General features: G+C 44.0%; 25 protein-coding genes. 15 read left to right on the top strand and 10 right to left on the bottom strand.

The window, feature by feature from the left end; genetic code table 11:
- Positions 1 to 100: 100 nt before the first annotated feature.
- The 4 genes from CAL7507_RS06145 to CAL7507_RS06160 all read left to right on the top strand — a co-directional run bounded on the left by CAL7507_RS06145 (position 101) and on the right by CAL7507_RS06160 (position 3195).
- Entirely contained in the window at positions 101 to 1105 is a 1005-nt protein-coding gene (locus CAL7507_RS06145; RefSeq protein ID WP_015127583.1) for an aldo/keto reductase, read from the top strand.
- Positions 1106 to 1220: 115 nt separating this feature from the next.
- Positions 1221 to 2192 carry an ABC transporter substrate-binding protein gene (locus CAL7507_RS06150; protein ID WP_144051195.1) on the top strand — a complete coding sequence of 324 codons (972 nt, stop codon included), beginning with the start codon at positions 1221 to 1223 and terminating at the stop codon, positions 2190 to 2192.
- Positions 2193 to 2243: 51 nt separating this feature from the next.
- Positions 2244 to 2423, top strand: coding sequence for a hypothetical protein (locus tag CAL7507_RS06155; RefSeq protein WP_015127585.1), 180 nt, complete (start codon positions 2244 to 2246; stop codon positions 2421 to 2423).
- Positions 2424 to 2604: 181 nt separating this feature from the next.
- The gene (locus CAL7507_RS06160) at positions 2605 to 3195 is read left to right on the top strand and encodes an HD domain-containing protein (protein WP_015127586.1); all 591 of its coding nucleotides are present in this window, start codon (positions 2605 to 2607) and stop codon (positions 3193 to 3195) included.
- Between the two features lie 110 nt (positions 3196 to 3305).
- Here the strand turns inward: CAL7507_RS06160 and CAL7507_RS06165 are convergent, their stop codons facing one another.
- The 3 genes from CAL7507_RS06165 to CAL7507_RS06175 all read right to left on the bottom strand — a co-directional run bounded on the left by CAL7507_RS06165 (position 3306) and on the right by CAL7507_RS06175 (position 5702).
- Positions 3306 to 3935, bottom strand: coding sequence for a Uma2 family endonuclease (locus CAL7507_RS06165; protein ID WP_015127587.1), 630 nt, complete (start codon positions 3933 to 3935; stop codon positions 3306 to 3308).
- 160 nt (positions 3936 to 4095) lie between these two features.
- Positions 4096 to 5070, bottom strand: a complete 975-nt coding sequence (locus CAL7507_RS06170) for a DUF1517 domain-containing protein (RefSeq protein WP_015127588.1) — start codon at positions 5068 to 5070, stop codon at positions 4096 to 4098.
- A 422-nt stretch (positions 5071 to 5492) separates the two neighbouring features.
- Positions 5493 to 5702: a hypothetical protein gene (locus tag CAL7507_RS06175; protein ID WP_015127589.1), complete on the bottom strand. Its 210-nt coding sequence runs from the start codon at positions 5700 to 5702 to the stop codon at positions 5493 to 5495.
- Between the two features lie 1387 nt (positions 5703 to 7089).
- On the opposite strand from CAL7507_RS06175, the gene CAL7507_RS06180 reads away from it, so the two are divergent.
- Positions 7090 to 8298, top strand: coding sequence for a glycosyltransferase family 4 protein (locus tag CAL7507_RS06180; RefSeq protein WP_015127590.1), 1209 nt, complete (start codon positions 7090 to 7092; stop codon positions 8296 to 8298).
- A 96-nt stretch (positions 8299 to 8394) separates the two neighbouring features.
- Here the strand turns inward: CAL7507_RS06180 and thiS are convergent, their stop codons facing one another.
- Both thiS and CAL7507_RS06190 read right to left on the bottom strand, forming a co-directional pair.
- Positions 8395 to 8607: a sulfur carrier protein ThiS gene (gene thiS / locus CAL7507_RS06185; protein WP_015127591.1), complete on the bottom strand. Its 213-nt coding sequence runs from the start codon at positions 8605 to 8607 to the stop codon at positions 8395 to 8397.
- 122 nt (positions 8608 to 8729) lie between these two features.
- Complete coding sequence (locus CAL7507_RS06190; protein WP_015127592.1) at positions 8730 to 9833, bottom strand: thiamine phosphate synthase; 1104 nt, start codon at positions 9831 to 9833, stop codon at positions 8730 to 8732.
- Positions 9834 to 10070: 237 nt separating this feature from the next.
- Here CAL7507_RS06190 and CAL7507_RS06195 point away from each other — a divergent pair, with 237 nt between their 5' ends.
- Complete coding sequence (locus CAL7507_RS06195; protein ID WP_015127593.1) at positions 10071 to 12065, top strand: DUF1565 domain-containing protein; 1995 nt, start codon at positions 10071 to 10073, stop codon at positions 12063 to 12065.
- Between the two features lie 235 nt (positions 12066 to 12300).
- Here CAL7507_RS06195 and CAL7507_RS06200 read toward each other — a convergent pair whose 3' ends face one another.
- Together CAL7507_RS06200 and CAL7507_RS06205 are read right to left on the bottom strand one after the other, a co-directional pair.
- Complete coding sequence (locus tag CAL7507_RS06200; protein WP_015127594.1) at positions 12301 to 12984, bottom strand: PAS domain-containing protein; 684 nt, start codon at positions 12982 to 12984, stop codon at positions 12301 to 12303.
- A complete protein-coding gene (locus CAL7507_RS06205) occupies positions 12965 to 13420 on the bottom strand; it encodes a hypothetical protein (RefSeq protein WP_015127595.1) in 456 nt (151 codons plus the stop codon). The genes CAL7507_RS06200 and CAL7507_RS06205 overlap by 20 nt, the downstream gene beginning before the upstream one ends.
- Before the next feature lie 545 nt (positions 13421 to 13965).
- On the opposite strand from CAL7507_RS06205, the gene CAL7507_RS06210 reads away from it, so the two are divergent.
- From CAL7507_RS06210 to CAL7507_RS06245, 8 genes are all read left to right on the top strand, one after another.
- Positions 13966 to 14280 (top strand): hypothetical protein, encoded by a 315-nt coding sequence (locus CAL7507_RS06210; RefSeq protein ID WP_042341869.1) that lies wholly within the window; start codon positions 13966 to 13968, stop codon positions 14278 to 14280.
- 370 nt (positions 14281 to 14650) lie between these two features.
- A complete protein-coding gene (locus CAL7507_RS06215; protein ID WP_236556891.1) occupies positions 14651 to 15343 on the top strand; it encodes an N-6 DNA methylase in 693 nt (230 codons plus the stop codon).
- 31 nt (positions 15344 to 15374) lie between these two features.
- Positions 15375 to 16001, top strand: coding sequence for a Uma2 family endonuclease (locus CAL7507_RS06220; RefSeq protein WP_015127597.1), 627 nt, complete (start codon positions 15375 to 15377; stop codon positions 15999 to 16001).
- A gap of 45 nt (positions 16002 to 16046) precedes the next feature.
- Positions 16047 to 16424 carry a hypothetical protein gene (locus CAL7507_RS06225; RefSeq protein ID WP_015127598.1) on the top strand — a complete coding sequence of 126 codons (378 nt, stop codon included), beginning with the start codon at positions 16047 to 16049 and terminating at the stop codon, positions 16422 to 16424.
- A gap of 128 nt (positions 16425 to 16552) precedes the next feature.
- Positions 16553 to 16963, top strand: a complete 411-nt coding sequence (locus CAL7507_RS06230; RefSeq protein WP_015127599.1) for a GIY-YIG nuclease family protein — start codon at positions 16553 to 16555, stop codon at positions 16961 to 16963.
- A complete protein-coding gene (locus tag CAL7507_RS31540) occupies positions 16960 to 18300 on the top strand; it encodes a restriction endonuclease subunit S (protein WP_015127600.1) in 1341 nt (446 codons plus the stop codon). The genes CAL7507_RS06230 and CAL7507_RS31540 overlap by 4 nt, the downstream gene beginning before the upstream one ends.
- A 1-nt stretch (position 18301) precedes the next feature.
- Positions 18302 to 19639: an AAA family ATPase gene (locus CAL7507_RS06240; RefSeq protein ID WP_015127601.1), complete on the top strand. Its 1338-nt coding sequence runs from the start codon at positions 18302 to 18304 to the stop codon at positions 19637 to 19639.
- Positions 19632 to 20114 carry a type II toxin-antitoxin system VapC family toxin gene (locus CAL7507_RS06245; RefSeq protein ID WP_015127602.1) on the top strand — a complete coding sequence of 161 codons (483 nt, stop codon included), beginning with the start codon at positions 19632 to 19634 and terminating at the stop codon, positions 20112 to 20114. Before CAL7507_RS06240 ends, CAL7507_RS06245 begins: the two co-directional genes overlap by 8 nt.
- 171 nt (positions 20115 to 20285) lie before the next feature.
- Here CAL7507_RS06245 and tumE read toward each other — a convergent pair whose 3' ends face one another.
- Both tumE and tumA read right to left on the bottom strand, forming a co-directional pair.
- Positions 20286 to 20675 (bottom strand): toxin TumE, encoded by a 390-nt coding sequence (gene tumE / locus CAL7507_RS06250; protein WP_015127603.1) that lies wholly within the window; start codon positions 20673 to 20675, stop codon positions 20286 to 20288.
- On the bottom strand, positions 20645 to 20896 hold the full coding sequence (gene tumA, locus CAL7507_RS06255) for an antitoxin TumA (protein WP_015127604.1): 252 nt from the start codon (positions 20894 to 20896) through the stop codon (positions 20645 to 20647). The genes tumE and tumA overlap by 31 nt, the downstream gene beginning before the upstream one ends.
- A gap of 281 nt (positions 20897 to 21177) precedes the next feature.
- Between tumA and CAL7507_RS06260 the strand changes: the two genes are divergently transcribed.
- On the top strand, positions 21178 to 24639 hold the full coding sequence (locus tag CAL7507_RS06260; RefSeq protein ID WP_015127605.1) for a DEAD/DEAH box helicase family protein: 3462 nt from the start codon (positions 21178 to 21180) through the stop codon (positions 24637 to 24639).
- Positions 24640 to 24824: 185 nt separating this feature from the next.
- Here the strand turns inward: CAL7507_RS06260 and CAL7507_RS06265 are convergent, their stop codons facing one another.
- A complete protein-coding gene (locus CAL7507_RS06265) occupies positions 24825 to 25538 on the bottom strand; it encodes a hypothetical protein (protein WP_042341209.1) in 714 nt (237 codons plus the stop codon).
- Positions 25539 to 25637: the final 99 nt, after the last annotated feature.

Consider the following 25637-nt stretch of genomic DNA (forward strand, 5'->3'; position numbering starts at 1 on the left):
ACGGGTTTAAACCTACGCCTGATAACTGATAACTGATAACTGTTTTAAGCGGCAGTCCCCACCCTCAACTACTATCCCAACACAAAATAGAGCAAACAGCATGACGCAGTATGTAAATCTCGGTAAAACAGGACTGAAAGTGTCGCGTCTTACCCTAGGTACGATGACTTACGGCTCCCGTCAATTGCGGGAATGGGTACTAGAAGAAGAAGAAAGTCGCCCCTTTATCAAACTCGCTTTGGAATTGGGGATTAACTTCTTTGACACCGCAGACGTGTATTCTTTGGGTGTCAGTGAGGAAATTGTCGGACGGGCATTGAAAGACTTTGCTAAACGAGATCAGGTTGTTATTGCTACCAAAGTTCATGGGAAAGTCGGCGATGGACCGAATGACCGGGGTTTATCTCGCAAACACATTTTTGATAGCATCGACGCTTCTCTACGCAAACTACAAACAGACTATGTAGACTTGTACCAAATTCACCGTTGGGACTACGAGACACCAATCGAAGAAACCCTAGAAGCACTACATGATCTGGTGAAAATAGGTAAAGTTCGTTACTTGGGTATCTCCAGCGTTTACGCATGGCAATTTGCTAAAGCCCTCTACACCGCAGATATCCACGGCTGGACTCGCTTTGTATCAATTCAAAATCACTACAACCTAGTGTATCGAGAAGAAGAACGAGAAATCATCCCTCTAGCCCTAGACCAAGGGATCGGGATTATTCCTTGGAGTCCCTTGGCGCGGGGCTTTTTAGCCGGAAATCGCCGTAAGGAAGACTACGGTGAAACTCTGCGGCCAAAAACAGACGAATTTGCCCACAATCTCTACTATCAAGATTCAGATTTTCAAATAGTCGATCGCGTAGTGGAATTAGCCCAAAAACGCGGCGTCAAACCCACACAAATAGCCCTAGCTTGGCTATTGCATCAACCAGGTGTCACATCTCCTATTATTGGTGCGAGCAAGATAGAGCATCTGAAAGAAGCTGTGGAAGCTTTAGAAATACAGCTTGCTGCCGAAGAACTCAAATACCTAGAAGAACTCTATCAACCCCATCCCATCTTGGGACATCAGTACCCCTCTGGTAATCGTCCGTAATGGGGAGCAGGGGAAGCAGGGGGAGATGGGGAGGTAAGCAATGATAATTTTCCCTCTCCTTATCTTCCTCATCCTCCTCATCCCTCTCATACCCCATGCCCCAACTTTACACATCATGCGATTACTGATCTTAGCTACAGCCTTCCTCCCCTTGTTGGGTGTTTTTGTGTCTAGTCCCTTAGCCAGATCACAAAAACCAGCAACCGTTGATCTGTCACAAGTCACTCTTATACTAGGCGACCAAGCCGGTGGTACGCGGGCGCTGGTAGAAGCAGCTAAAGCCCTGGAAGGAGTGCCATATAAATATAAATGGGCAAGCTTTCAGGGTGCTGCACCTTTGTTTGAAGCGCAACGTGCGGGTGCTGTTGATACTGCCCCTGCGGGCGATCTCCCAGTTTTAGCAGCAGCCTTGGGTCAGACACCGCTGAAGATCCTGGCAACCAGAGTTGGTAATGGCGAATCTCTCGGCATTGTTGTCCGTGCTGATTCTCCCATCAAACGGGTGGCTGATCTTAAGGGTAAGACGGTGATTGTATCCTCAGCGCGGGGTAGTATCTCCCAGTACCAACTCTATGGGGCATTAGAAGAGGCTGGTCTCAAACGCACTGACGTTACAGTCAAATTTGTCCTACCAACTGATGCGGCGGCGGCTTTTACATCCAAGAAGATAGAGGTGTGGGCGACTTTTGATCCTTACTACTACGTGGCACAGCAAAATGGCGGGCGGGTGCTGCGTGATGGAAAGGGTATTAATAGCGCCTTGTCTTTTGTCACCGCTAGTGATAAAGCGTTGGTAGATGCAGGTAAGCGGGCGGCGATCGCTGATTTTTTAAAGCGGTTGAGTAAAGCCACCGATTGGGCGATCGCCAATCCGGATGCCTACGCTCAGGTTCACTCTAACCTGACGCGCTTACCCCTCAACACCTCGAAAGTCATTACCAAAAGGTCAGCGCGAAAGCTGCGTCCGGTCAGTAATGATGATATCCGCAAATTGCAAGCCGTAGCTGATCGTTCCTTCCGAGACGAAATCCTCCCGAAACGGATTGAGGTGGGGGCGATCGTTGACCAAAGTGTCTGGAAGAATTGACACTCAAAAGTCTGATAATCTTGTATAAGATTAGCGATTTCTCACATCACAATGAGTCAAGATTGGCAACGAGGAGAATATTTCATCAGCACAAATATCAATCTGTTGGATTTAGATGTTATCCACCAGTTTTTAGCTAGTTCTTATTGGGCACAAGGATTACCTCTGGAAGTTCTAGAGCGTTCAATTAAACATTCTCTGGTGTTTGGTTTATATCAAGACAAAAAGTAAACGTTTCTCGCTCCAGTAAGGTACGGTCTAAAATAATTAAACGCAGATAAACGCAGATAAACGCAGATAAACGCAGATAAATTTGTACTTCAGTAGCCTAGGAAAGGCTATATTGCCTATTGCCTAATCCCCGCGATAATTATTCATGCCTAGTTACTTAATAAGAGATAAGAGGAATCTGATGTCAGAATCATCTACACAAAAACGTATTGCCACTTATACCCGCATGGAAGATGGCACACAAGAAGACTATTTGCTGTTGCGGGAACACAATCAACCTTCACTGCATAAAGTTGCCGATCGCGCCCTAGCACAACTAATCGGCTTGCAAGAAACTCATCCCGGAAATCTCATCGATCGCTATCAACACTCCCTACAAACGGCAACACGAGCTTTTCGAGATCAGGCCGCAGAAGAAGTCGTAGTGGCGGCGCTACTCCACGATATCGGTGATTTACTCGCACCTGCAAATCATGCAGAATTCGCAGCTGAGATCCTCAAGCCTTATGTGAGTCCCAGTACCTATTGGATAGTTGCCCATCACGGGATTTTTCAAGGTTACTACTTTTGGCATCATCTAGGACGCGATCGCCACGCCCGCGAAAAATTCCGAGGTCATCCCTACTTTGAGCAAACTGTTGACTTCTGCCATAAGTGGGATCAAGAATCCTTTGACCCCAACTATGATACTTTGCCGCTGACATTCTTTGAGCCTCTGGTTTATCGCATTTTTGCTCGCCAACCTTGGGGTGATCATACAAAACAAGATTAAACCGACTCATAAGTAAGTCGGCAGGAATAAACCAAACCATGTTACACAACGCTCAAATGCTGACTGTAAAGCTTTCTTCCTTTCAGACTTCATACTTCAGCCTTGTTGTACTAGCTATCTAAATGAGCATTGAAAATTTGCTTGGCTGTGAGGTTAAAAGTAGGAAATGTCGGTGAAATAATTCGGTCATCATCTCTAAATTGAGTAATTTGATATTCCCCATCGATGAGTTGATAAACTGAAATTGTTGGTTGTTTTGGATCGCCAATAAACCGCTTACCACCCAAACCCTCATGGTCAATTATCCAATATTCCTCAATACCCATCTCTTCATAATCAGCAGATTTTTTCGAGTAATCATCTCGCCAGTTTGTGCTGACAACTTCAACAATTAATTTTACCGAAGTAGCGGTTTCAATAATTGATTGACTCTCCCATCTTGTCTCATTAACGAGAGATGTTTCATCCAAGACAATAATATCTGGTTCGTATCCCGATTTCCCCTCCGAAGTTTTCACTATCGATTCTCTAGGAATAAACCAAATATCCTCTTTATTCAAAGTTGCGATAGCTATATTGAGATGTTTAATCCCAAAACCAGCTACTTTTGAATGTTTCCCTCTCGGTTTTGGTATCTCCACAATCACTCCATCATGTAACTCATATCGCACCTCAGAATCTTCTGGATACCATTCGATAAATTCATCAAATGTGATGAGTTTGGTTAAGGCTTGAGTCATGGTTTTTTGTTTTAATAATAGCTGTTATTTATCAGTGTTTGATAGTTGACTTTGAAGTGGGAATTTGGTAAAATAGAGTCGATAAGGAAGAACTATCATAAAATAATTAATTTTCCATATTTTGTAGGGGCACAATATGTTTGCGCCCCCATATTTTAAGTTAGACAAGTTTCAAATCAGGATACTCAGCGAACAAATCATCTGAAGTTAGGGTATCACCTTCAGCTTGGGGAGTCCAAAGCACCTCGATCGCCAGCAGTTGGTCACTGGGAAGTCCACCAATTTGACGCAACGCCTGCTTCAAATCGTCTGCGCTATTAATTGCAGGAATTTGCAATTTGCCTAGAGTCGCGGCTAGTAAAGTCACGATAATGTATTCGCCAGGCCCTTCAGTAATCAAACGGGTAGGGTTATCAAGTTCATCAGCAGCAGGTAGCGCTTCTTGAGCCAAGGCTGCTTTGAGTTGATTGTTGACATTAGATAGAGTTTCTTCACTGAACTTACTACGTTCTGCCAGTGATAGACGATTGAACTGAGATTCAGCTGAATTTAACTTAGCTTGTTGAACACCACCACCTGCATATACCCAATATTCGGGGTGGCGGAGTAAAGCTAAACTAGCTTCTTGCAAAACTTCTGCTCTTCCTTCTGGGGAGTTGGTGTCAGCAGTTTCCGCGATATGGTTGAGTTCGGTTTGCAAATCACGAGCTTGAGCTAACAAACCTACTTGTAAACGGGTGACAGAAACAGGAGAGTTGTTGCTGTAGCCTACTTCGTCTGTGGTTTCACCACTGCTGATGCGACGGAAGGTTTGCAGCAAGAAGTTAGCGATCGCCATAAATATTAAGATCGTAAACAAACCGCCAAATCCGCCACCAATACCCCAAAAGGGTATTAAGAAAGGAAAGCCAAAACCTCCTCCACCATAAGGCGCGTAGCCACCACCAGGAGGTGCGTAGGTGCGTGGTGTATAAGTGCGGCTTGAAGGCATTCTAAAGGAACCACCGCCGATTCGACCACCACTACGAGCGGCTAATGCGCCGTCAGCATGACCAAGCGCTAAGGTCAGCACCAGGCTCAAGATAAAGAAGGTTTTTAACAGCGGTTTGATGGCTAGTTGTAGTTTTTTATGCATAACACAGTCGCTTGAAAAACGGTTTTGGTGATGATTTCTCCCAACGCTGTTAGGAGTGTTTTGCTTGGTCAATGGCGCCAGCCCGTAGCAAGCGAGCTTTGATTGGCAGTAGCTGTGTGTAACATTCATCTTTTTTAGCTACATCTTCAATTTACCGCGTCTTATCTTGCATAGCCAGGAAGCATAGGGGGGATTTCTCGAATAGATAACCGTACCCTTGTGGTCACTCAGCAGGTCGTTGTGCGGTCTGGGTCAATCCAAAATTCAAAATCTAAAATTGGTTGACTCTTTATTACCTCCACAAAGCATTTCCCGTCCCCTACTACCAACCTCCATAAGTAATATTTATTTTTGTCTGTTTAATAGGACTCTTATTTGATTTTTGAAAAAACTTAGTACAACTCGAAGAGCCTTCTTTCTTGCTACCTATCGCCTGTATATAACGCTTGCGCTACACTCCGCATACCACGTAAGTAAGTTCTCCAAATCAATACCTTCGCCATTTTTTTGTAGGTTGGGTTGAGCGAAGGGAAACCCAACGTATTTGTTGGGTTTCGTGCCTCAAACGCCACTTCACTCAAGTCGGGGAACCCGCCCACGTGAGTGGCTCCCCAACCTACGAATCGAGGCATTTTTCGATTTGGCGAAGGTATTACCAAATCAAAGCGGATTGCTATATTTAGATATTCTTTAACAATCTCATCATACTTTTCAGCAGATATTTGGAGATAGTTTTAGTTATGATTAGTTATAGAGAGTTACCTTCGCTCGATAACTATGTGTTTACCACTCATCACCCCTAGCATACTGTTGGGCTGAGTTGCGATATGGTTTTTATTTGTGAAAATCCGTAAATTTCAATTATAAATTGATCTATCTTTCATTTAAGAAGCATTATAGTTGCTGTTTAAGAGCCTGATGATGGCTATTCTTTAAGTAGGCAGAATAACACTGACAGACAAGATTAACTTGATGCAATCGTCTACAAAAAACTACAGACTTTTTGGCATTTTGGCAGAATATTCTGGTTGATTCAGGATAGTCTATTTATTGATATAGGATTAGTATTTGATTTTTGAAAAAATCTAAGTATCAGTAGGGGAGCCACCCTTGTGCGCGGTGAGCGTAGCCACATGTGCGTCTGAAGCACCGGGTGGACTGCCGAATCCGGAGGGGTTTCCCGCGTTGAGAGGAGTGGCGTTGGGCACTTTCCCACCAGATCAGGGTTTTGTAAGGCATAGCCCTACCTACGTATGAATCCCATAGAAGCTAAGTTTAGTAATTATCATTTGGCTATCAAGATTGAAATTTGGTGCTTGTCCATCATCCAAACAAGTTTTGAAGTTGTGAGCAATTCAGTATTAAAAAATAATTTAACCAAGATTTAGAAACAAAATCAATCGAATTCAGGTTCTACAATTTCGCATAATTTTGTGTACTACATTCACTGCAACAAGGATAGAAAAATATATTTTTACAAGCCTGATATTACAGAGTGTCAATTATTACTAAAATTTTTCATGCCATGTTTAAATTAACACGTGTGGTGTAAAAATTGAAATTATTGATAAAACAGCGATCTAGATACCCAATTTATTCGGTATGACTGTTTGTTAGAATGACAAAAAGGGGGAAATCAAATATGAAAGTTTAGAATCAATACATAGTGGAGGTATCTCAGTAAGTAAATTTACCATGTTATTTAGCATAACGCAAGCGTGTTTGTTACTGCTTACACTTAGGAGAGAACTACTCTGACTCAAATAACTGGGGGAAAAATTTCCCGAATTGTCAACTACCTCGCTCTTCCAACGTGAGGGGGAAGATAAGATCAGGGTCAAGTAACAAAATATTCTACTTTATGCGAGATGAGAAAATCGCGGATTTAGAAAAAGATCAGAGTTCAGGTGCAGAAAATTAGTAATTTTGATTATAAAGGCACATCAATACTAGTTTACTCGCCCTAGTTGACAGTATGAACAATTAAAAATTGTTTGAAGTATAGTTATCAATTTTATTATGGAACATATTTCACAACTGGCGGCAAAAGTTAGAGATAAAACTGCATTTCCAGATATTTTAGTAATATCTCGTAGCTTTCTGCCAAAACAAGCTGTCATCGGAGAATATATTTATAATCGCTGTCTCCAAGATCCGGAGCGGGTAATTGTTTTAGCAGCTAGTTGCTCTGGTGATAAAGTATTTGACCAAGTGCAAAAATTTCCTGTATATCGTTGGCCAATACTGAGAAACTGGGGTTTTTTGAATCCACAGTTACATTTAATCTGGTCGTTTGTTTTAGCAATAAAACTTTATTTTCGCTATCACTACCGCTATATTGAGTGGGGACACGGCTATGAATTTCCTGCACTGTTGTTATTGAGTTATTTTCTACCTATTCGTTTTTTTATCTATTTGCACGGTAATGATATGCTTTGTGGGTTACGTAACCCCATGTGGCGATCGCTATTTAAATTAACACTAAAACGCGCCGAAGGAATTGTTTGTAATAGTTCCTTTACCCAAGATTACCTCAGAGCAACTTTCCGACTAGATACCCCTACCCACGTCATTAACCCCATCGTCAGACCAGAAAAATTTAATGTCGTCGCAAATCAACAAAATTTAGATGATTTGCGTCTTCGGGTGCGTCAGGAACATAACATTCCCGACACTGCTGTAGTTATTCTCTCAGTAGGACGACTAGTAAAGCATAAAAGCTTTAGCCGCGTGATTGATAATTTACCCCTACTGATGAATGTTGGGGTAGATATCCACTATATAATTTGTGGTCAAGGCCCTTGTGAAGCGGAACTAAAATCTCAATCCCAACGCTTGCGGGTAGAAAAACGAGTACACTTCGCCGGATGTATACCTGAACGCGAATTAGCACGTTACTATGCATCCTGTGACATATTTGCCATGCTGACTTTGTCAAATACTAAAACTGACAATATAGAAGGTTTTGGCATGGTTTACTTAGAAGCGAGTTATTTTGGCAAACCTGTCATTGCCTCTCGTTTAGGCGGAGTCATCGATGCTGTCCACCACGAAGAAAATGGTATATTAGTCAATCCTAATTCCGGTTATGAAGTTTTTCAAGCTTTCAATCGGTTGTGTAAAGACCAGCAGCTACGTGAACAACTAGGTCGCAGAGGTAAAGAATTAGCTAATCGCAAAACCCTACACCGTTCGCTGTATAAATCTGAGTATCTAGTAAAGGGATAAAAAGGGGACTGATGACTGATGACTGATGACTGATGACTGGGGACTGGGGACTGGGAAAATAACCTCTTGACAAATGACAAATGACCAATGGCAAACTTAACCACCACCAACAATAGTAACAACTTCTAAGCGATCGCCTTGTTGCACGTTTGTTTGAGTCCAAAACTGACGGTGTAAAATTTCACCGTTATATTCCACGGCCACCAAGCGGGGATTAAAACCCAATTGTTGGAGTAAATCGGGTAAAGGCGTTGGGGATAAACAATTACAGGGTTCCCCATTTACCTGCAACGTAATTTGATTAGACATACATCTGAAGTCTGAAGTCTGAAGTCTGAGGTATGAAGTCTGAAGTCTGAAGTCTGAAGTCTGAAGTCTGAAGTCAAAACTCCCCATTGCCTATTGCCTATTGCCTATTGTCTATTGCCTTCCTAAGACCCTGGTTTAATCCGATTTAGTTGAGAAAGGAAATATTGCGTCACCAAAGTAGGTTGTTCTGCTTGCATCAGCGATCGCACTACTGCCACCCTTTGTGCGCCAGCATCGATCACATCATTAACATTATTTGCATCTATGCCCCCAATTGCAAACCAGGGAATCGAGCAATTTTTAGCAGCGTGGCTAACATAATCTAAGCCAGCAGCAGCCTTACCTAACTTTGTCGGCGTTTCATAAACTGGCCCCACACCTACATAATCAGCACCTGCAGCAATAGCCCCTTGCATTTCTTCCGGATTTGTGGTAGAGTTCCCTATTAAGCGCTGTGATCCAAGTAATTGTCGGGCAGTAGCAATTGGCATGTCTTGCTGTCCCAAATGCACCCCATCTGCATCCACAGCCAAAGCCAGATCCACTCGGTCATTCATGATAAACAGAGCGCCGTATATGTGGCATAGCTGTCGCAGTTTCGCCGCATTTTCTAGCCGCACCGTATCATCAGCAGTTTTATCGCGATATTGCAAAAGAGTTAATCCACCCTTGAGAGCCGCCTCAACAGTTGCAAACAAAGTTTCCGACGGGGATGTGACAAGATAAAGACGCGATCGCCACAGCAGTTGATGGCGCTGATAACCCATTAAATTACTTTCTAGGGTATACACCTGATACCGCATCTGCTTAAACTCTTTTCCCATATTCGGGTTGTAGAGCTTACTGTATTCTTCTAGTACCCGCAGCGCTTCTTCCACCCGACAAAAATTAGCTTGCAACAGCGATTTAATACTAGCGCGTTGCTCTTCTTGCGGATGGGATAAATCAGTTCCAGAATCGCCAGGAGTATCTCGCGCCGCTCTCAACTCAGCAGTATGCCAGTGAGCTACCTCCTGTCGCAAACGCTTGCATTCTCCAGCCAACTGCGCGTTATTCAAGCCAAAGCGACACCATTCTTCAATAGTCCGCAAACCCTCACGAGCGCGATCTAAATTGGCGTCTAAAATACGGTAAACAATTTGCTGTATCTGTTCTGTTTGGCTGTATGGCTCGACCATCACAACAACTCCGTTAGTGCTTTCATCGTAACAGCCAGCCTCTTTCATATTGGCAATGTTATTCGCATTATTGATTTTTTTACCTAGAGATTCGGCAAGGGTCAGGAGTCAAGAGTCAAGAGTCAAGGTTATTATCTCCCTTATACCTAGTCCCCAGTCCCTTACCCCTCATTTAATTACTTTGTATTAAAAATAGCCAATTGGTCAATATGTTGAGTAACATTATCGACATAGCAGTGTTTGAGATTATCAGGTTTTATTATTGCTTCTAAGGAGTGGTGTAAGTTGATTCCCCCCGTTGTGTTTCCTAATTACCGTAAGGCAGGTTTTCTGCCAGCAAAGCTGATTACCAAGGGTGACAAACCAAAATCTTTCCCGGAATTAGCCTTGCCTTCAGTTTCTCGTTCCTCCGTATTATTTTTTACCGTTGGCGTCGGAGCAGCCAGTATGACATCCCTAGGGGCAAACCTAGGTAGCGCTGTCGCTCAGATGCCACCAACTACAGATCAAAAGACCTCTGGTGAAAGAACAATCTCTCAGGTTAATGTACTGTTTGTCAACCCAAGTGTCGGAGACGACACCCAAGGTAATGGTGGTGAACGTACTCCGTTGAAAACCATTACCCAAGCGCTGCGATTATCCACTGCTAATACTGTCATTATGCTCTCGACAGGTACTTACAGTGCTGAAAATGGAGAAGTATTCCCCCTAATTCTCAGAGCAGGTGTTTCCATTCAAGGGGATGCTCGCAATAAAGGACAGGGTATTCTCATTCAGGGAGGTGGTGAATACCTCAGTCGTAGCTTTGGTGGACAAAATGTCACCATTGTCGGAGCCAAGCAAGCTGGGTTGACTGGGGTGACAGTCACAAATACCAATCCTCGTGGTTACGGTTTGTGGATTGAATCTAGCAATCCCACAATTACAGAAAATACATTTACTGGCAGTACCCAAGATGGAATTTCCGTCACAGGCAATGCTGCGCCGACTATTCGGCAAAATTACTTTTATCGCAATGGCGCTAATGGAATTACTATTGCTGGCGATTCCCAAGCTCAGATCCGGGAAAATATCTTTCAACAAACGGGCTTTGGCATTAATATTGCCCAAAATGCGGCTCCCGTAATTGTAGGCAATCAAATTCAGAACAACAGATCCGGGATTGTGGTACAAGCTAATGCTCGCCCAATTTTGCGGAGTAACTTAATTCAGGGTAGCAAAGAAGATGGTGTAGTAGCGATCGCCCAAGCCATGCCAGATTTAGGCACTCCTGGCGAACCTGGTGGCAATCAATTTCAAAACAATGCCCGCTATGACATTAACGCCAGCGCTGCCAAACAGGTAATTAACGCCTCTGGTAATACCCTCTCCCAAAATCGCATTGCCGGTAAGGTAGAGATCCAAGCTCAAACATCTCTGATAGCCCGCAACCCTCTTCCCTTACCTACTCCTTCACCCAACCGCATATTACAAGAAATACCCAACAATGGAGAAATAGTTTTCTCCGCTCCTGGACTAGGTGAAACTCCCAACAGGCTCAGTACACCACTGCCCAGCAATAGTAATGTTCGCAATAACATTCCCACTGGCAAATTGAACACTCAACTGCTGCCACTCAATGCAGCTAATGTCTCACCTTTTGTACCTAAGCCAAATCCCCAACCACCAACTTCTCGAGTAGCTGGGTTTCCCACTCCTAGTAGCTTGGCGCGCAAAGGAAAACCAATTAGGACACCCATTCCCCAAACAGCGATCGCCACACCAAAGCCAACACAATCGCCGAATTTGCCAGGTTTAAATTACGTGCAGATTGATCCCAACTCAATTGAGTTTACCGCACCCAACTCACCACTCCCAAGGACAAGGAATCAACAACAGCCATTACCCAGACAAGAAGCTACTGCACAACAATTTGCGATCAGGAATAATCTCCCATCTACCGCCTCTGCTTTACCTGTTCCGAGTTCTAATATCCCTATGGGCAACACTCGCAACATGCAAAAAGTGGCAGTACCTGAAAGTTATACTACAGGGTCTTATGGCGGTTCCTCCCCTTATGCCAAAGCATCTCAAAGTGTACGCTACCGTGTACTGGTTGAAGTAGCAAGCGATAGAGATCAAGAATTAGTGCGATATCTTGCTCCTGGTGCATTTTCTACAGTCTCAAGGGGTCGTAGTGTCATGCAAGTTGGAGTGTTTAGCAATCAATATAATGCCGATGGCATGATGAGAACACTCAATACCAACGGTTTAAGAGCCATCATTGAGCTGTTAAATTGAACGCAACAATTTGGCTTATCCCCCCAACAAAACTAGGCGGTGGGGTGGCGAGATCCCCGACTTCTTCAAGAAGTCGGGGATCTTAACACTACGAACCTCTTGGAGAGATTAATTAGTTTTTATTATTTTTTTTGTTTTCGAGCATTCAAATATTTAATATTTAAGATTACCTGACATTTCCCCATATCTGTTTTAAGCAGCGCACCCTAATCAAGACTCATTTTCAGTTCTGGAACTAAGCGGCTGGAGCAAAAGCTCCTGGTGGAATTGGCACAAGCTGAGGAGTTGATAAACAAGTTCCCTGTCTGTACCAAACGCCTTCAACCTCAAAAGCCTCAAATTGGGTAGTGAGAACTGCCCAAGCTTGCTCGTTTAACCCAGCAGCATAAGTCCAAGTAAACCGCCTATTATTTTGCAGGCGTTGTTCTAGTTCTGCTAAATCTTCGGGTAGCCAAAATTGAGTCATTAGCCTTTGAGTGGCTATCTCAGGAGGAGTCTGCAGCATGTCAGCCATTGGCTGGTTAACAATGATTTGCTTGCGGCTATCTTGTCTGACAATGCTGACTGGACGCTCATTTTCAGCAGCAGCCACCATTCGGTATAGCAACTCCGAAGGTACGTGCAACTGGCTGCAAAACACTGCACCACCAGAATTTAAAATCCGTTCGGCAGTTTCTGAGGGTGTAGGCACTGCTTGGGATGCCATCCAGCTGTAAAACTCAATGGGTTTCTTACAGCCTCTCCATTTGATTCGCACCTTCCCGTTAATTTTTAACGCTGTCTCACTGAGAGCATCTCCGTAGCTTTGGGCGAGATGTGTGGCGTGTCGTTTTGTCGGGGCAAAAATAGAAACCCCCTCGTAAGACATTTTATAGTTCCAGCCCGGTAAGTTGAGGATTCTAAGAATACTCACACTCATCTTCTTTTACACCTCCAGAGTCTCTATATACTTTTACACCTTTAGATGAGTTATACACGGAAAGTTTAAAAGTTTCTTGCCAAATCATTTTTCGTTCTTCCTCCGGCATAGCTAAAGCCGATGTGATGATGGCAAAGTCTCCTGGTGTTGGTAGCACTTCCCCTTTTGCAAGAGCTGGCAAATTTTTCACTCCGCAGCGCTTAAGTTTCGCCATGTTAGCCCGCACTAAATCAGCAATTGTTTTTGGGGGAGCTGGTTGAGGAGTTGAGGTGCGAGTACCTGCTTTTTTGGCTATCCACTCCAAAGTCATTTCTTCTAATGCGTCACTTTGAGATATCCCTTCACGGGCACAGATGCTTTTGAATTCCAGCGCCAAATCAACTGGAATATAGCCGCTAACCTGCTTGTAATCATCAGAACGCCTTCTGTCGGTCATATTTTGGATTGCTTCAAATCATGCTTTTCCTATTGTCTCTCATGAAATCGGAAAAGCAAGACATTTTTTTTAGTCAGTTTTAAATGACATGTTGACAAAAATAAATGACAAGCTTACTATTGGGATGTAGAGCAACAATTCGGCTGAAGAATAAAAAAGGCAGAACACCCTAACAGCTAGCTTTTCACTCCCATAGCTAGCTTTTAACTTCAAGTAAGGAATCCGAGGGTTTTTTGCCCCTCTTTTATTCAGTATATCCGCTCAAACCCATTAAGCAAGACCGCACAACCGGATTATTGTCACTAATTTAATGGCAGGCGATATCAGAGAGAACTCTTTGAGTTGTATGAGGACAGTCGTCATTCAAATTCACTACTCAGTCTTCATCTCGATTACAGTTGACCACACAGGTGATGCAAATTGAAGACATTTGGCTGATTATCAGTCGCACCCTGGGATAGGTAGCTTACCTTTTTTTGGTCGTCACCGAAACGAATTAAGGTCAAGCCTCGAACTAATTTTAAGGTATGGAAACGATTATAACTATGACTCAATTAACCTTTGACCAATTTGTTCACCCTCTATCTGACTTTCCTAATGTTGTCAGTCACAACAGTGGTGATGAGCCGATGTTAGATGTATATACTATGGCTAGTATGATACTTTACTCGGCTTGTGCAAATAACAATCCCAGAGCCAGAGAGAATACCCTAGACGCAATGGCACGCAACGGTGGACTTGTAGATATTCACTCGTTGTTTGAGCGGTGTAAGACGGGTGATAGAGGGGCAATTTTACAAACGATCGCCTTAATAGTCTCCGGGCTAGAAACGAAGCTGGAAAATCTTAAACTAGCGTGAAAATATAGTTAGGTTTAATTTTGCCCACTTAACTTTAGGAATGCAAATTTAATAACCTACAATTCTGATTAAAATGGGAGTGGTGCGTTACGCTCCCCTAAGGGACTTGCATGAAAATAAAGTACCAGTGAACCGAGTTTCGACTACAGAGGGTTGAGCGCAGTCGAAACCCGGCTACTTGGGACACCATTAACCCGCAGATCCCTAACACACCCTACTTTTGCTGCGAAAAAATGCTGAACTTTACCAGCGATTAGCATGATTGGCTAATTGGTACTCGTTGAAGTTGTCGAACTTCCAAAATGAAGCTAAGGGGAAAATTACCCGAAATATTTCGTACTGGGAGTATGACTCAGTACGAAATATCTTATTGAAAAAGTCGTTGGACTATGAGAACACGGCTAAGGACTTGCAGGCGATCGTCAAGACTAAGAAAACAGAATTATTATTCCTGGCTCTGTTCTTGAGATTGCTCAAGCCTGGAGGACGGGCGGCGGTAATTGTGCCGGATGGGGTGCTTTTTGGTTCTTCTAAGGCACATAAGGAACTGCGCCGCCTGTTGGTGGAGGAGCAAAAGCTTGATGCTGTGATATCTCTGCCGGGTGGTGTATTTAAGCCCTACGCAGGTGTTTCTACTGCGATTTTGCTATTTACTAAAACTAACTCTGGTGGAACTGATTTTGTTTGGTTCTACGATGTCGATGCTGACGGGTGGAGTTTGGACGATAAAAGAGCGCCTTTGCTTTCTGATGAGAAGTTAGGGGCTGTACCAACTGCCCAGTTAACAGCAGAGGAACATACTAAGAATAATCTGCCGGATGTGTTGAGTCGTTGGCGATCTCGGAATACTACGGAACGAGAGCGACTCCGCACGGCTCAGAGTTTTTGTGTACCCAAAGTTGATATTGCTACTCAGGGGTATGATCTTAGTTTGAATCGTTACAAGGAAGTGGTGCATGAAGAGGTGGAACATCTCGCACCCAAAGACATCCTTGTTAATTTGGCAAAGTTGGAAGTCGAGATTCAGCAGGGGATGGAGAGATTGGAGGGGTTGTTAAAATAGTTAATACAAGCGGTCTATGGGAGAAACAGCAATGACAGTTTCAGCCACTAAAAAGATAACCTTTGAGGAATTTCTTCAGTTTGATGACGGTACAGATACTTTATATGAATTGGAGAACGGGGAATTAATTCCTATGCCTTCTGAAAGTGAGCTAAATTGTCGGATAGCGATGTTTTTAATTGCCTATTTTCTGAAATTAGGTATTCCATATTACCGATTAAGAATGAAAACAGAAGTTTCTGTGAATAGTCGGCAGGTGGGGCTACGTGTTCCTGATTTGGTGGTGTTTTCTGAGGAGTTGGCGATCGCAATGCAAGGAGCTACACGATCGCTAATTTTGATGGATATGCCGCCGCCGTTGTTGGTGGTTGAGGTGGTGAGTCAGTGCGTTGCGCGGGTTCCCCGCGTTGAAGCAACTGACGAACCCGTAAGGGTGAGTCAAAATCAGGAAAATCGGGATTATCGTTACAAGCGTTCTGAGTATGCAGCGCGGGGAATTGCGGAGTATTGGATTGTTGATCCTATCGCCCAAAAAGTGACGGTTTTGGAATGGGTGGAGGGATTTTATGATGAGCGAGTTTATCAGGGAGAAAGTGCGATTGTTTCTGCAATTTTTGCCAATCTTCAGTTAACTGCGGCTGAAGTTTTGCAAGGATGAAATGTGATGAAAACCTTATAAGTTATATTATTGAGATCAAAAATTATGCAAATTACTTTAGACATACCTGATGAGATGGCTCGGAATTTAGAATCTCGCAAGGAAGATTTACCCCAGATTTTGGCTCTAGGATTGCGAGAAATTACTGCTAATCCTTCTACAGGTTTTTCTGGACTGACTGAAATTTTGGAGTTTTTAGCAAAGTTGCCATCTCCTCAAGAAATTTTAGCTCTCCGTCTTTCGCCTACGGTTCAAGCTGAAATTGATTCTCTCTTAGACAAAAATCGTACTCAAGGTTTAGATGAAAGCGATGTCTACGACGGGCTACGCCTACGCTGTCTGTGGCAACATTATGAGTTTATTGAGCATTTGGTACGTCTTGCTAAAGCTCAAGCTCTGCTGAAGTTGCAAGAAAGTGCATGAGTAAAACTTATATTCCTACCAATTTACGACAAATTGTATTTGAACGCCCAAGGTGATGTTCCCTTCGACTTCGCTCAGGGAACAATTTGGAAGGTAGGCGATGTCTACGCCTATGCACAAATCTACTTATGCCTTATATGTATATTCTTGAGTGTGCTGATGGTAGCTATTACACGGGTAGTACAAAAGATTTGGAGCGGCGACTGTGGCAACATCAACAGGGAGAGGGTGCAAACCACACGGCGAAACGGTTGCCTGTGAAGTTGGTTTTCTGTGAGTATTACGATCGCGTGGTGGATGCTTTTGAGCGTGAAAAGCAAGTACAGGGTTGGAATCGAAAAAAGAAGCAAGCTTTAATTGCAGGGGATACAAATTTATTACATCAGTTAGCTGAGTGTCAAAATGAAACTCATTACAGTAGATTAGCTGGCTTCGGTGGTGATGGTTTCGACTTCGCTCAACCATCAGAAGAACGCTCCCTGAGCGAAGTCGAAGGGAGCATGTCAGGGATGGAGGATTCGGAGGAGATGCTGGGATGAGTAGCTCTTCGACACATTTTCCTTGTCTACCACTCTCCGAAGCATTCTGGTTTCAGGAAGGTCCTGGTGTGCGTAAATGGCAATTTACCAACTCAGGAATCAAGCTTTTAAATGTTGGAAATATTGAAAAACAAGGCAAACTAAACCTTGCAAAGACAGAACGCCATTTAAGCGAGGAAGAAGTAGAAAAAAAATATTCACATTTTCTAGTTGATGCAGGGGATCTTGTAATAGCGAGTTCAGGAATATCGTTCGATGATGACGGATTACTTCGCACTCGTGGAGCATTTGTAGAAAAACATCAGCTTCCACTTTGCTTAAATACAAGCACTATTCGGTTTAAAGCAATCGAAGGAGTGTCGAATCTTTGCTTCCTGCGTTTTTGGCTCAATGGCCGTGAGTTCCGTTCGCAAATTACCAAACTCGTTACTGGAACTGCTCAACAGAATTTCGGACCATCGCACCTGAAGGCGATTAAGATTACGCTCCCACCTTTAGAAGAACAGAAACGGATTGCAGAGATACTCGATCGCGCGGAAGAACTCAGGTCTAAACGTCGGGAAGCGATCGCACAACTCGACACCCTCTCCCAATCCATCTTTCTAGAAATGTTCGGCGATCCGTTAAGTAACCCAAATAATTTTCCTATCCAAAAGCTTGGTGAACTTTGTTCACGTGTTATAGATTGTCCTCATTCAACTCCTACTTACGCTACGAAAATCACTCCATACGCGTGTGTGCGAAGTTCAGATATTCAAAACAGTGAATTAATTTTTAGTGATGTGAAATATCTCGAACTGGAAGAATATAAAAAACGCATTGAAAGAGGAGTTCCACAGCAAGGCGATGTTATAGCGTTTCCCGACCTAGTGACGTACACCCGTAGGGGCACGGCACTGCCGTGCCCCTACACCTCGCGATATAATGTTTTACTCCATTTGAATAGGAACCGCTATATTTACTGTAGAGAGGGTGCTAGATTTGGAAATGCTGCACTAGTAACTGACGACACTCCTCTAATCTGTCTAGGGCAACGGATGATGCTCTTTCGCCCTGAAACCAGCAAAGCAAATGGTGAATTTATCTGGGGATATCTTTCCAACCCTATAGCTTATCATCAAGCAGTCCGAGAAGTTGGCGGTTCAGCATCTCCACACATAAATATCCGCGATATAATAGCGTTTCAAATTCCAGTACCGCCACTAAATAGACAGTGTGAATTTGCTCAACGCATTTCTGCTGTCAACAAACTCAAAGCCTCACACCGCGCCTCATTGTCAGAACTCGATGCCCTCTTTGCATCCCTCCAACATCGTGCATTCCGAGGAGAATTATGACATGAACGCCATGCTAACCGAATTTACCCTCGCCAACTTCAAAAGTTACAGTACAAGTGGTACTCTGAGCCTGTCGAAGAGCCGATTGCCCCTTGGATCGCTAACCGTACTAATCGGAGCCAATGCCGCAGGCAAAAGTAACGCCCTTGAAGGTTTGCGCTTTCTGTCATGGCTGGCACAAGGGCAAAAACTCTCCAGCATTCAATATGCGGTGAATAGTGCAGAGCGCGTTGTACGCGGTCGAGTAAATGACTTGTGCCATCGGGGAGAGTCAAATTTTACCATCGGTTGCCGTTTAGACTCCCCAGACTGGAACCAACTCGATATAACCCTGAATGTGCGTGACGGAGAACTGCACATCAGTAGTGAGCGAATCGTTGGCTCGACAAGTCAAGTGCCGCTATATGACCTAGATCAACCTTCTCAAGGAGTAGGGACTGATGTTGGTGTCGCATATAACAACTTTACAAGGGGGAAGAACAAGCCACGAATAATGTGCAGCGATCAGATGGCTATATTCGTGCAATTAGACACCCCTGCCCATTTTGATGCAAAGTACCCCATATCCCAAAAGATAATTCCTGATACCGTCCGCGAATATCAACGAATTTTAAAGAACATCCTGTTTCTAGATCCCGTTCCCGCCAGAATGCGGGAGTACAGCTTCAAATCTGATAAGCGATTACAAGAAGATGGTACCAATCTTTCCAGCGTCCTGTATCGCTTGTGGGAGAAGCAAGCCGAAAATCAACAGGCAATTCTCAACTTTATCCAGAGTCTACCAGAACAGGCTATAGATGGGCTAGATTTCCTTTTCGGCCCACGGGATGAAGTCATGGTGCAACTAGCAGAAACCTTTGGCAATACCCGTCGCTATTGTGAGGCCGCATTATTATCCGATGGCACTTTGCGGGTGTTAGCGATCGCGGCGGCTATGCTATCGGCACCCGTTGGTAGTTTAGTGGTAATCGAGGAAATCGACAACGGCGTTCATCCCAACCGGGCCCAGCATCTACTTGCCAGCATCCGGGATATTGCCGAGCGGCGGAAATTGCGGGTGCTGCTTTCTACCCACAACCCAGCCTTAATGGATGCCTTACCCGATGCTGCCCTCGGTGATGTAGTGTTTTGTTTCCGAGATCCAGAGTCAGGAGATAGCCGCCTTGTACGGCTTGGAGAGATGTACGATTTCCCCAGTCTGATATCTCAGGGGCCGCTCGGTCAACTGGTAACTGCTGGGGTAGTAGATCGGTTTGTTAAGTCGCCGCACACACCTGAAGACAGAAAACAGCAAGCTATGGAATGGCTGTCTCGTTTGCAGGAGTACGGCAATGAGTAGTATCTGCCTGATAGATACCAGCATATTCCTCGAAATACTCAACGTCCCCAACTATAACCAGCATAGAGCATCAGTCCTCCAAGATTTTCAGACCTATGCTCAATCTGGTTGTACTTTTTTGTTGCCTATGGCGACGATCCTCGAAACAGGCAACCACATTGCCCAGAACGGCGATGGCACAATGCGAAGGAAAACCGCCAAACGTTTTGTTGAAGAAGTTAAAAAAGCATTCACAGGCGAAGCTCCCTGGAAACCTACTACATTCCCGAACACCGCAGAGATATTGGAATGGATTGACGACTTCCCCGATCTGGCTGGCAGAAACAAAGCTCCTCTTAAGTCAGAAGGAACCAGCTTTGGAGATATGAGCATCATTCAGGAATTTCGTAAGTCTTGTAATCTTTTCCAAATGAGTGAAGTGTTTATCTGGTCACTAGACAGCGATTTACAGAATTATCACCAAAGGGGAAAATGACTTAACCATCTCTAAGGATTGCTCAGAAGCGATCGCCGCGTCAATCTGCCTCTTATTTAGTGCATAAAAACTCAGAGCTTATCTTACCTGTATCTCAGTAAGCTCATACTCATTAACAATCTCGCTTGGACTCATACCCCATTTTTGGGAACTTGCACCTCGCTCAATACATTATTTATACTCTAAAAACTCCATCACTTCTTGTAGAACATCGGCTATATATGGCTTTTCGCAAGCAATTACGTTGTCAAAAAGATGTTTATGGTGCGGGAAGCTAGGCAAGTTGGGAAAGTGTGGTGTACTGTCATAACGAAATATCAGATTATTTTGCTCATCTTGAAAGTGATAGCGGTAATCGATATATGTAATCTGATTATCTACAATAACAAATGCTTCACTGACTGCCAGTAAATATCTGAGAGCGAAACGTATCCTAATGCGGAGATTAGCTCTTTCTGTCGTTAAAATAACTGCACTATATTCCTCAATGTATGTGTTAGAGCAGTTGACTAAAAGTTGCTCAATTTCATCTAAATAGGCTTGGATAACTTTACGCGACATCTGGTGAGTTTGCTTTTTATCTCTTGGTGTAGAGCTAGATAATGCTGGTAGTTTCCTGCCCATTCTACAAACACTTCATCGTCAGAAGTTTCTCCTTGGGTATATTTTGCAAAAAATTCTTCTGAATTCATTTGGTACTTTATTTCATAGGTATTTAACTGTTTGGTAAGGGCAATCAACGCATCTAGTGGAGACGTATATTCGATGATTTGTTTACGCATTGATTTCTCCATTAAACTTCATGTTTTAACTGGTCAGGTAAATTCAGAGCATACACTGTCATTTTCAGGTTTTCAGTTTTTAGTTTCTGGCTCTAAAAACATGATATGTAATTTTTGACGAAATGCGCGATGGCGTAACCGCCCTTTCCGGTGGCGTAGTTCACCCGCGAAGCGATCGCTATGCTCTTGTTGCGGGATAAACAGCCCGTGGAATTATAACTTGAAGTCCAAATAAATACTGAATATAATGTATTTTAATTAACAAAATGTTTAGTAACTGAATGAGCCAGTTTACATTCCTCCAAGCTGAATTCCCCGCAGTTTACGAATCCGCAAATAAAGCTTTTAGTGCAGTATATCCCGACCCCCGTACCGCCTGCTTTTATGCCCGTCGTGCCTTGGAGCTAACCGTAAACTGGTTGTATCAATATGATAATTCCCTAGAACTGCCCTATCATGACAACTTGAGCGCCCTGATTCATGAACCTACCTTTAAAACTTTGGTAGGCGAGGCAGTATTTAACAAAACACGGGTCATTATCAAACTGGGTAATCAAGCAGTCCACAGCGCCAAACCCGTCCCTGTCAACGATGCGATAAATGCAGTACGGGAATTGTTTCACATTGCGTACTGGTTAACACACACCTACGGACGCAGCAGCAAACCAGAACCGGGGCTGACCTTCAAACCGGAAGCACTGCCCAAAATCACCGGTTCGGCTTCGCTCACCGACCGTAGTCAAGAGGTCAGTGAGCGAAGTCGAACTGAACTTCAGAAACTGGAAACCCAACTGCGGGAGCGCGATGAAAAACTCTCCACACTTCTCGCTGACAAAAACGCACTGGATGAAGAATTAAAGCGATTACGGGCAGAGATAGCAGCAGCCAAGAAAGCCAGCACCACCCAGCCAGATACTCACGACTATTCTGAAGCACAAACCCGCGATATCTTCATCGACCTGTTGCTGAAAGAAGCAGGGTGGATGCTCGATCAACCCCGCGATCGCGAGTTTGAAGTTACAGGGATGCCCAACGCATCGGGTAAAGGTTTTGTAGACTACGTACTCTGGGGCGACGATGGTAAACCCCTGGGGATTGTGGAAGCCAAGCGTACCCGAAACGACCCCCGCATTGGGCAGCAACAAGCTAAACTATATGCCGATTGTCTAGAAAAACAATTTGGTCAGCGTCCCATCATCTTCTACTCCAACGGTTACGAGCATTGGCTGTGGGATAATACCAATTACCCACCGCGACAGGTGCAGGGATTTTACAAAAAAACCGAGTTGGAATTGTTTGTACAGCGTCGGACTACCCGCAAGTCTTTAGCAGAAGCCACTATTAAGCCTAGTATTGCCGAACGCTATTATCAAACTCGTGGTATCCGTCGCATTACCGAAGCCTTCGAGACTGATAAAGACCGCAAAGCCTTAATAGTCATGGCGACAGGTGCAGGTAAAACTAGAACAGCGATCGCCTTAGTAGAGATGCTGATGCGTTGTAACTGGGTCAAACGCGCACTGTTTCTAGCCGACCGTGTAGCCCTGGTGAATCAGGCAATCAATGTATTTAAGAAACACCTCCCCGATGCTGCACCAGTGAACTTGGTGACAGAGAAGGATACCGAAGGACGAGTGTTTGCTTGCACCTATCCCAGCATGATGGGGCTGATTGATGATACCCGCGACGGTCAGCGTCGTTTTGGCGTAGGGCATTTTGACCTGATTATCATTGATGAAGCCCATCGCTCGGTCTTCCAGAAATACCGCACCATTTTCAACTACTTTGATTCTCTCCTGCTGGGACCGACCGCCACGCCCAAGGATGAAATAGACCGCAACACCTACGGATTGTTTGACTTAGAAAACGGCGTACCTACTGATGCTTACCAGCTAGAAGATGCCGTAAGTGATGGCTTTCTCGTACCACCCAAAGCTGTATCAGTACCCCTGAAGTTTCAACGCCAGGGGATTAATTATAATGAACTTTCTGAAGCAGAAAGGGAAGAATGGGACGCTCTGGAATGGGATGACGAAGGCAACGCACCGGAGCGCGTGGAAGCAGAAGCAGTCAACAAGTGGCTATTCAATCAAGATACTGTAGACAAGGTACTAGCGCATTTGATGACCAGGGGGTTGAAAGTTGCTGGTGGCGATCGCCTGGGGAAAACTATTATCTTTGCTAAGAATCAAGACCATGCTAATTTTATTGCTGACCGCTTCAATATCAATTACCCACATTTTAAAGGTGAGTTTGCCCGTGTTATTACGTTCCAAACCAAATACGCCCAAACCCTAATTGATAACTTTTCCAACAAGGATAAAGAACCCCATATTGCTATCTCGGTGGATATGCTCGATACTGGGATTGATGTACCAGAAGTAGTCAATCTGGTGCTGTTCAAACTTGTACGCTCAAAAACCAAGTTCTGGCAGATGGTAGGACGGGAAACCCGTCGCTGTCCCGATTTATTTGGTTTAGGACAAGATAAGCAATTTTTCTACCTGTTCGACTATTGCCAAAACCTGGAATTTTTCCAGCATAATCCAGAGGCGACTGATGCCCCAATAGGTAAATCCTTGGGCAAGCAGTTGTTTACTGCACGATTAGAGTTAATCACAGAGCTAGATAATATCTCACCTCGACTTCGCTCGGTGAGCGAAGCCGAACCGAGCAGGCTCCAAGAATCTCCAGGTTCCTCCTCTGAACCAAAGACCGATGCAGAATTGCGCCTCCAAGTGGCTAATCTACTCCACACTGAAGTTGCAGCTATGAATAGCGAAAACTTCGTAGTCCGCCCTAAGCGACGACTGGTAGAGAAATATGCTAGTTCTCAAGCATGGATATCGCTATCAGATCAAGATTTTACCACACTGAGCCAAGAAGTAGCTGGTTTGCCCTCCCAATTGGAAGCGGAAGCAGAAGAGATAAAGCGGTTTGATATCTTGGTGCTGAAGTTGCAATTAGCAATTTTGCGATCGCAGCAGCCTACTCTTGAGCGTTTGCGAGAACAGGTGAAGTCACTTGCCTCTTTGCTAGAGGAGAAATCCGCTATCCCATTAGTACGGGAGCAGTTGCCTTTGATCCAGGATGCACAAACCGATGAGTGGTGGCAGGACGTGACATTGCCCATGCTGGAGGTACTACGCAAACGCCTGCGGGGACTAGTAAAGCTGATTGAGAAACAGAAACGCCAACCCATTTATACCAACTTTGAGGATTTGATGGGGGATGAGATAACAGTAGAGTTACCTGGCTTTACATCATCGGATAACTTTGAGAAGTTCCGAGCTAAAGCAAGGGCTTTTTTGCGATCGCATCAGGATCATGTAGTTATTTTCAAACTGCGGACAAACAAGCAACTGACTTCATCCGACCTGTCTGAGCTAGAAACTATACTGGCACAAAGCGGTGTGGGTGCCCAGGAGGATATTGTTCGCGCTAAAGAAGAGTCACAGGGTTTGGGTTTGTTCGTTCGCTCCTTGGTAGGGCTAGATCGTGAGGTAGCCAAACAGGAACTGGCTAGGTTCATATCTGGCAAGAAGCTTAACTCTAATCAGATTGAGTTTGCGAATATGATTGTGGACTACCTAACCGAACATGGCGTAATGGATGCTGCGCTCCTATATGAATCCCCATTTACTGACATTACACCACAGGGGCCAGATGGATTATTTACATCGTCTCAGGTAGACGAATTGGTTTCTCTGCTTGAATCTGTTTATGCGCGGGCAGTAGCCTAGTAAGGAGTGTCAGGGGTGAAATGAGCGATCGCCTACAGCGCGTTGAATGAAAAAATAGTGCAAAAGCTGAAATTTCAGGCTAAAAAAGCATTTAGATTTTTTTATGAAATAATATTTAAAAGTAATTTGGGATAACAAGGGTCAAAAGTCATATTTTTTCTCAATTCCCAATGCCCCATTCCCAATTAAATAGAAACTTGTTCGCCAGAGATGGCTTTAAGTTTAGATGTGAATAAATCGGAGCGATCGCTTTTTTCTGGGGTAAATTGCCCAATACGGCGTTGATGGGTAGCCGGTGGCAGTAGTTTACTCAGTTTATTGGGGATTGTGGAAAGCTGTGAAGCCAAGGAACGAATCCCTGATGGATTTGAGTTTGGTTGTAAACTAGATTCTTCTTGGGGTGTGGCATCAGAAGTTAAAACGCTAGCTGTAGAGGATGTTATGCTTTGTGCTTCTTCGTCAGAGATTTTTTTTTCTTCTCCACTTACTAATTGTAAAGATGTAGTCTTTCTCTCAGCAGATGATGAATTTGCTGTCACTAATTGGGAGTTAGTTTTCTCAAAGGAACTGTTTTTTTTCACAGGGGAGAGAACTGGCGCTGAAAATGAGGTTAAGCTTTCAGGAAAATTGCTACAAATCATCCTTTCAAACTCCATATTGAAATGATAAGTAGGTTGGCCTCGACGCTGCCAAAATGTGAGCAGTTGCTGGACTGAGACTGCTTTATAACGGCCTTGATATAGTGCCTCAATCACGGCTATATGCAGCCAATCATCTGGATAATGGGCTTGCCAACGCTTTATTAATTCACTGGCAGTATACCCACTGAGATCAAAACTATAGTGAATCAATAAGGCTGTTGCTAAGTCAGTAGATGTATCTGGAACTGGTGTGAACATAGGGCTATTAGCTACATGGCAATAGGTTAAGTTTTTCACCCATCGCATCTAGCCTAACGTGCTTTTAGCTATAGGGTTTTTGCCTAAGTTTTGCCAATT

This window comes from Calothrix sp. PCC 7507 (assembly GCF_000316575.1).
In the GTDB taxonomy this organism is placed as follows: domain Bacteria; phylum Cyanobacteriota; class Cyanobacteriia; order Cyanobacteriales; family Nostocaceae; genus Fortiea.

Coding starts and splice junctions, on each gene's coding strand:
- CAL7507_RS06220 (WP_015127597.1), top strand. CDS start 15,375: ATGACAGTTTCAGCCACTAAAAAGATAACCTTTGAGGAATTTCTTCAG.
- CAL7507_RS06260 (WP_015127605.1), top strand. CDS start 21,178: ATGAGCCAGTTTACATTCCTCCAAGCTGAATTCCCCGCAGTTTACGAA.
- CAL7507_RS06205 (WP_015127595.1), bottom strand. CDS start 13,420: ATGACCGACAGAAGGCGTTCTGATGATTACAAGCAGGTTAGCGGCTAT.
- CAL7507_RS06245 (WP_015127602.1), top strand. CDS start 19,632: ATGAGTAGTATCTGCCTGATAGATACCAGCATATTCCTCGAAATACTC.
- CAL7507_RS06170 (WP_015127588.1), bottom strand. CDS start 5,070: ATGCATAAAAAACTACAACTAGCCATCAAACCGCTGTTAAAAACCTTC.
- CAL7507_RS06265 (WP_042341209.1), bottom strand. CDS start 25,538: ATGTTCACACCAGTTCCAGATACATCTACTGACTTAGCAACAGCCTTA.
- CAL7507_RS06175 (WP_015127589.1), bottom strand. CDS start 5,702: ATGCCTCGATTCGTAGGTTGGGGAGCCACTCACGTGGGCGGGTTCCCC.
- CAL7507_RS06150 (WP_144051195.1), top strand. CDS start 1,221: ATGCGATTACTGATCTTAGCTACAGCCTTCCTCCCCTTGTTGGGTGTT.
- tumE (WP_015127603.1), bottom strand. CDS start 20,675: ATGTCGCGTAAAGTTATCCAAGCCTATTTAGATGAAATTGAGCAACTT.
- CAL7507_RS06200 (WP_015127594.1), bottom strand. CDS start 12,984: ATGAGTGTGAGTATTCTTAGAATCCTCAACTTACCGGGCTGGAACTAT.
- CAL7507_RS06225 (WP_015127598.1), top strand. CDS start 16,047: ATGCAAATTACTTTAGACATACCTGATGAGATGGCTCGGAATTTAGAA.
- CAL7507_RS06160 (WP_015127586.1), top strand. CDS start 2,605: ATGTCAGAATCATCTACACAAAAACGTATTGCCACTTATACCCGCATG.
- CAL7507_RS31540 (WP_015127600.1), top strand. CDS start 16,960: ATGAGTAGCTCTTCGACACATTTTCCTTGTCTACCACTCTCCGAAGCA.
- tumA (WP_015127604.1), bottom strand. CDS start 20,896: ATGCGTAAACAAATCATCGAATATACGTCTCCACTAGATGCGTTGATT.
- CAL7507_RS06190 (WP_015127592.1), bottom strand. CDS start 9,833: ATGAAAGAGGCTGGCTGTTACGATGAAAGCACTAACGGAGTTGTTGTG.
- CAL7507_RS06180 (WP_015127590.1), top strand. CDS start 7,090: ATGGAACATATTTCACAACTGGCGGCAAAAGTTAGAGATAAAACTGCA.
- CAL7507_RS06240 (WP_015127601.1), top strand. CDS start 18,302: ATGAACGCCATGCTAACCGAATTTACCCTCGCCAACTTCAAAAGTTAC.
- CAL7507_RS06230 (WP_015127599.1), top strand. CDS start 16,553: ATGCCTTATATGTATATTCTTGAGTGTGCTGATGGTAGCTATTACACG.
- CAL7507_RS06155 (WP_015127585.1), top strand. CDS start 2,244: ATGAGTCAAGATTGGCAACGAGGAGAATATTTCATCAGCACAAATATC.
- CAL7507_RS06165 (WP_015127587.1), bottom strand. CDS start 3,935: ATGACTCAAGCCTTAACCAAACTCATCACATTTGATGAATTTATCGAA.
- thiS (WP_015127591.1), bottom strand. CDS start 8,607: ATGTCTAATCAAATTACGTTGCAGGTAAATGGGGAACCCTGTAATTGT.
- CAL7507_RS06210 (WP_042341869.1), top strand. CDS start 13,966: ATGACTCAATTAACCTTTGACCAATTTGTTCACCCTCTATCTGACTTT.
- CAL7507_RS06145 (WP_015127583.1), top strand. CDS start 101: ATGACGCAGTATGTAAATCTCGGTAAAACAGGACTGAAAGTGTCGCGT.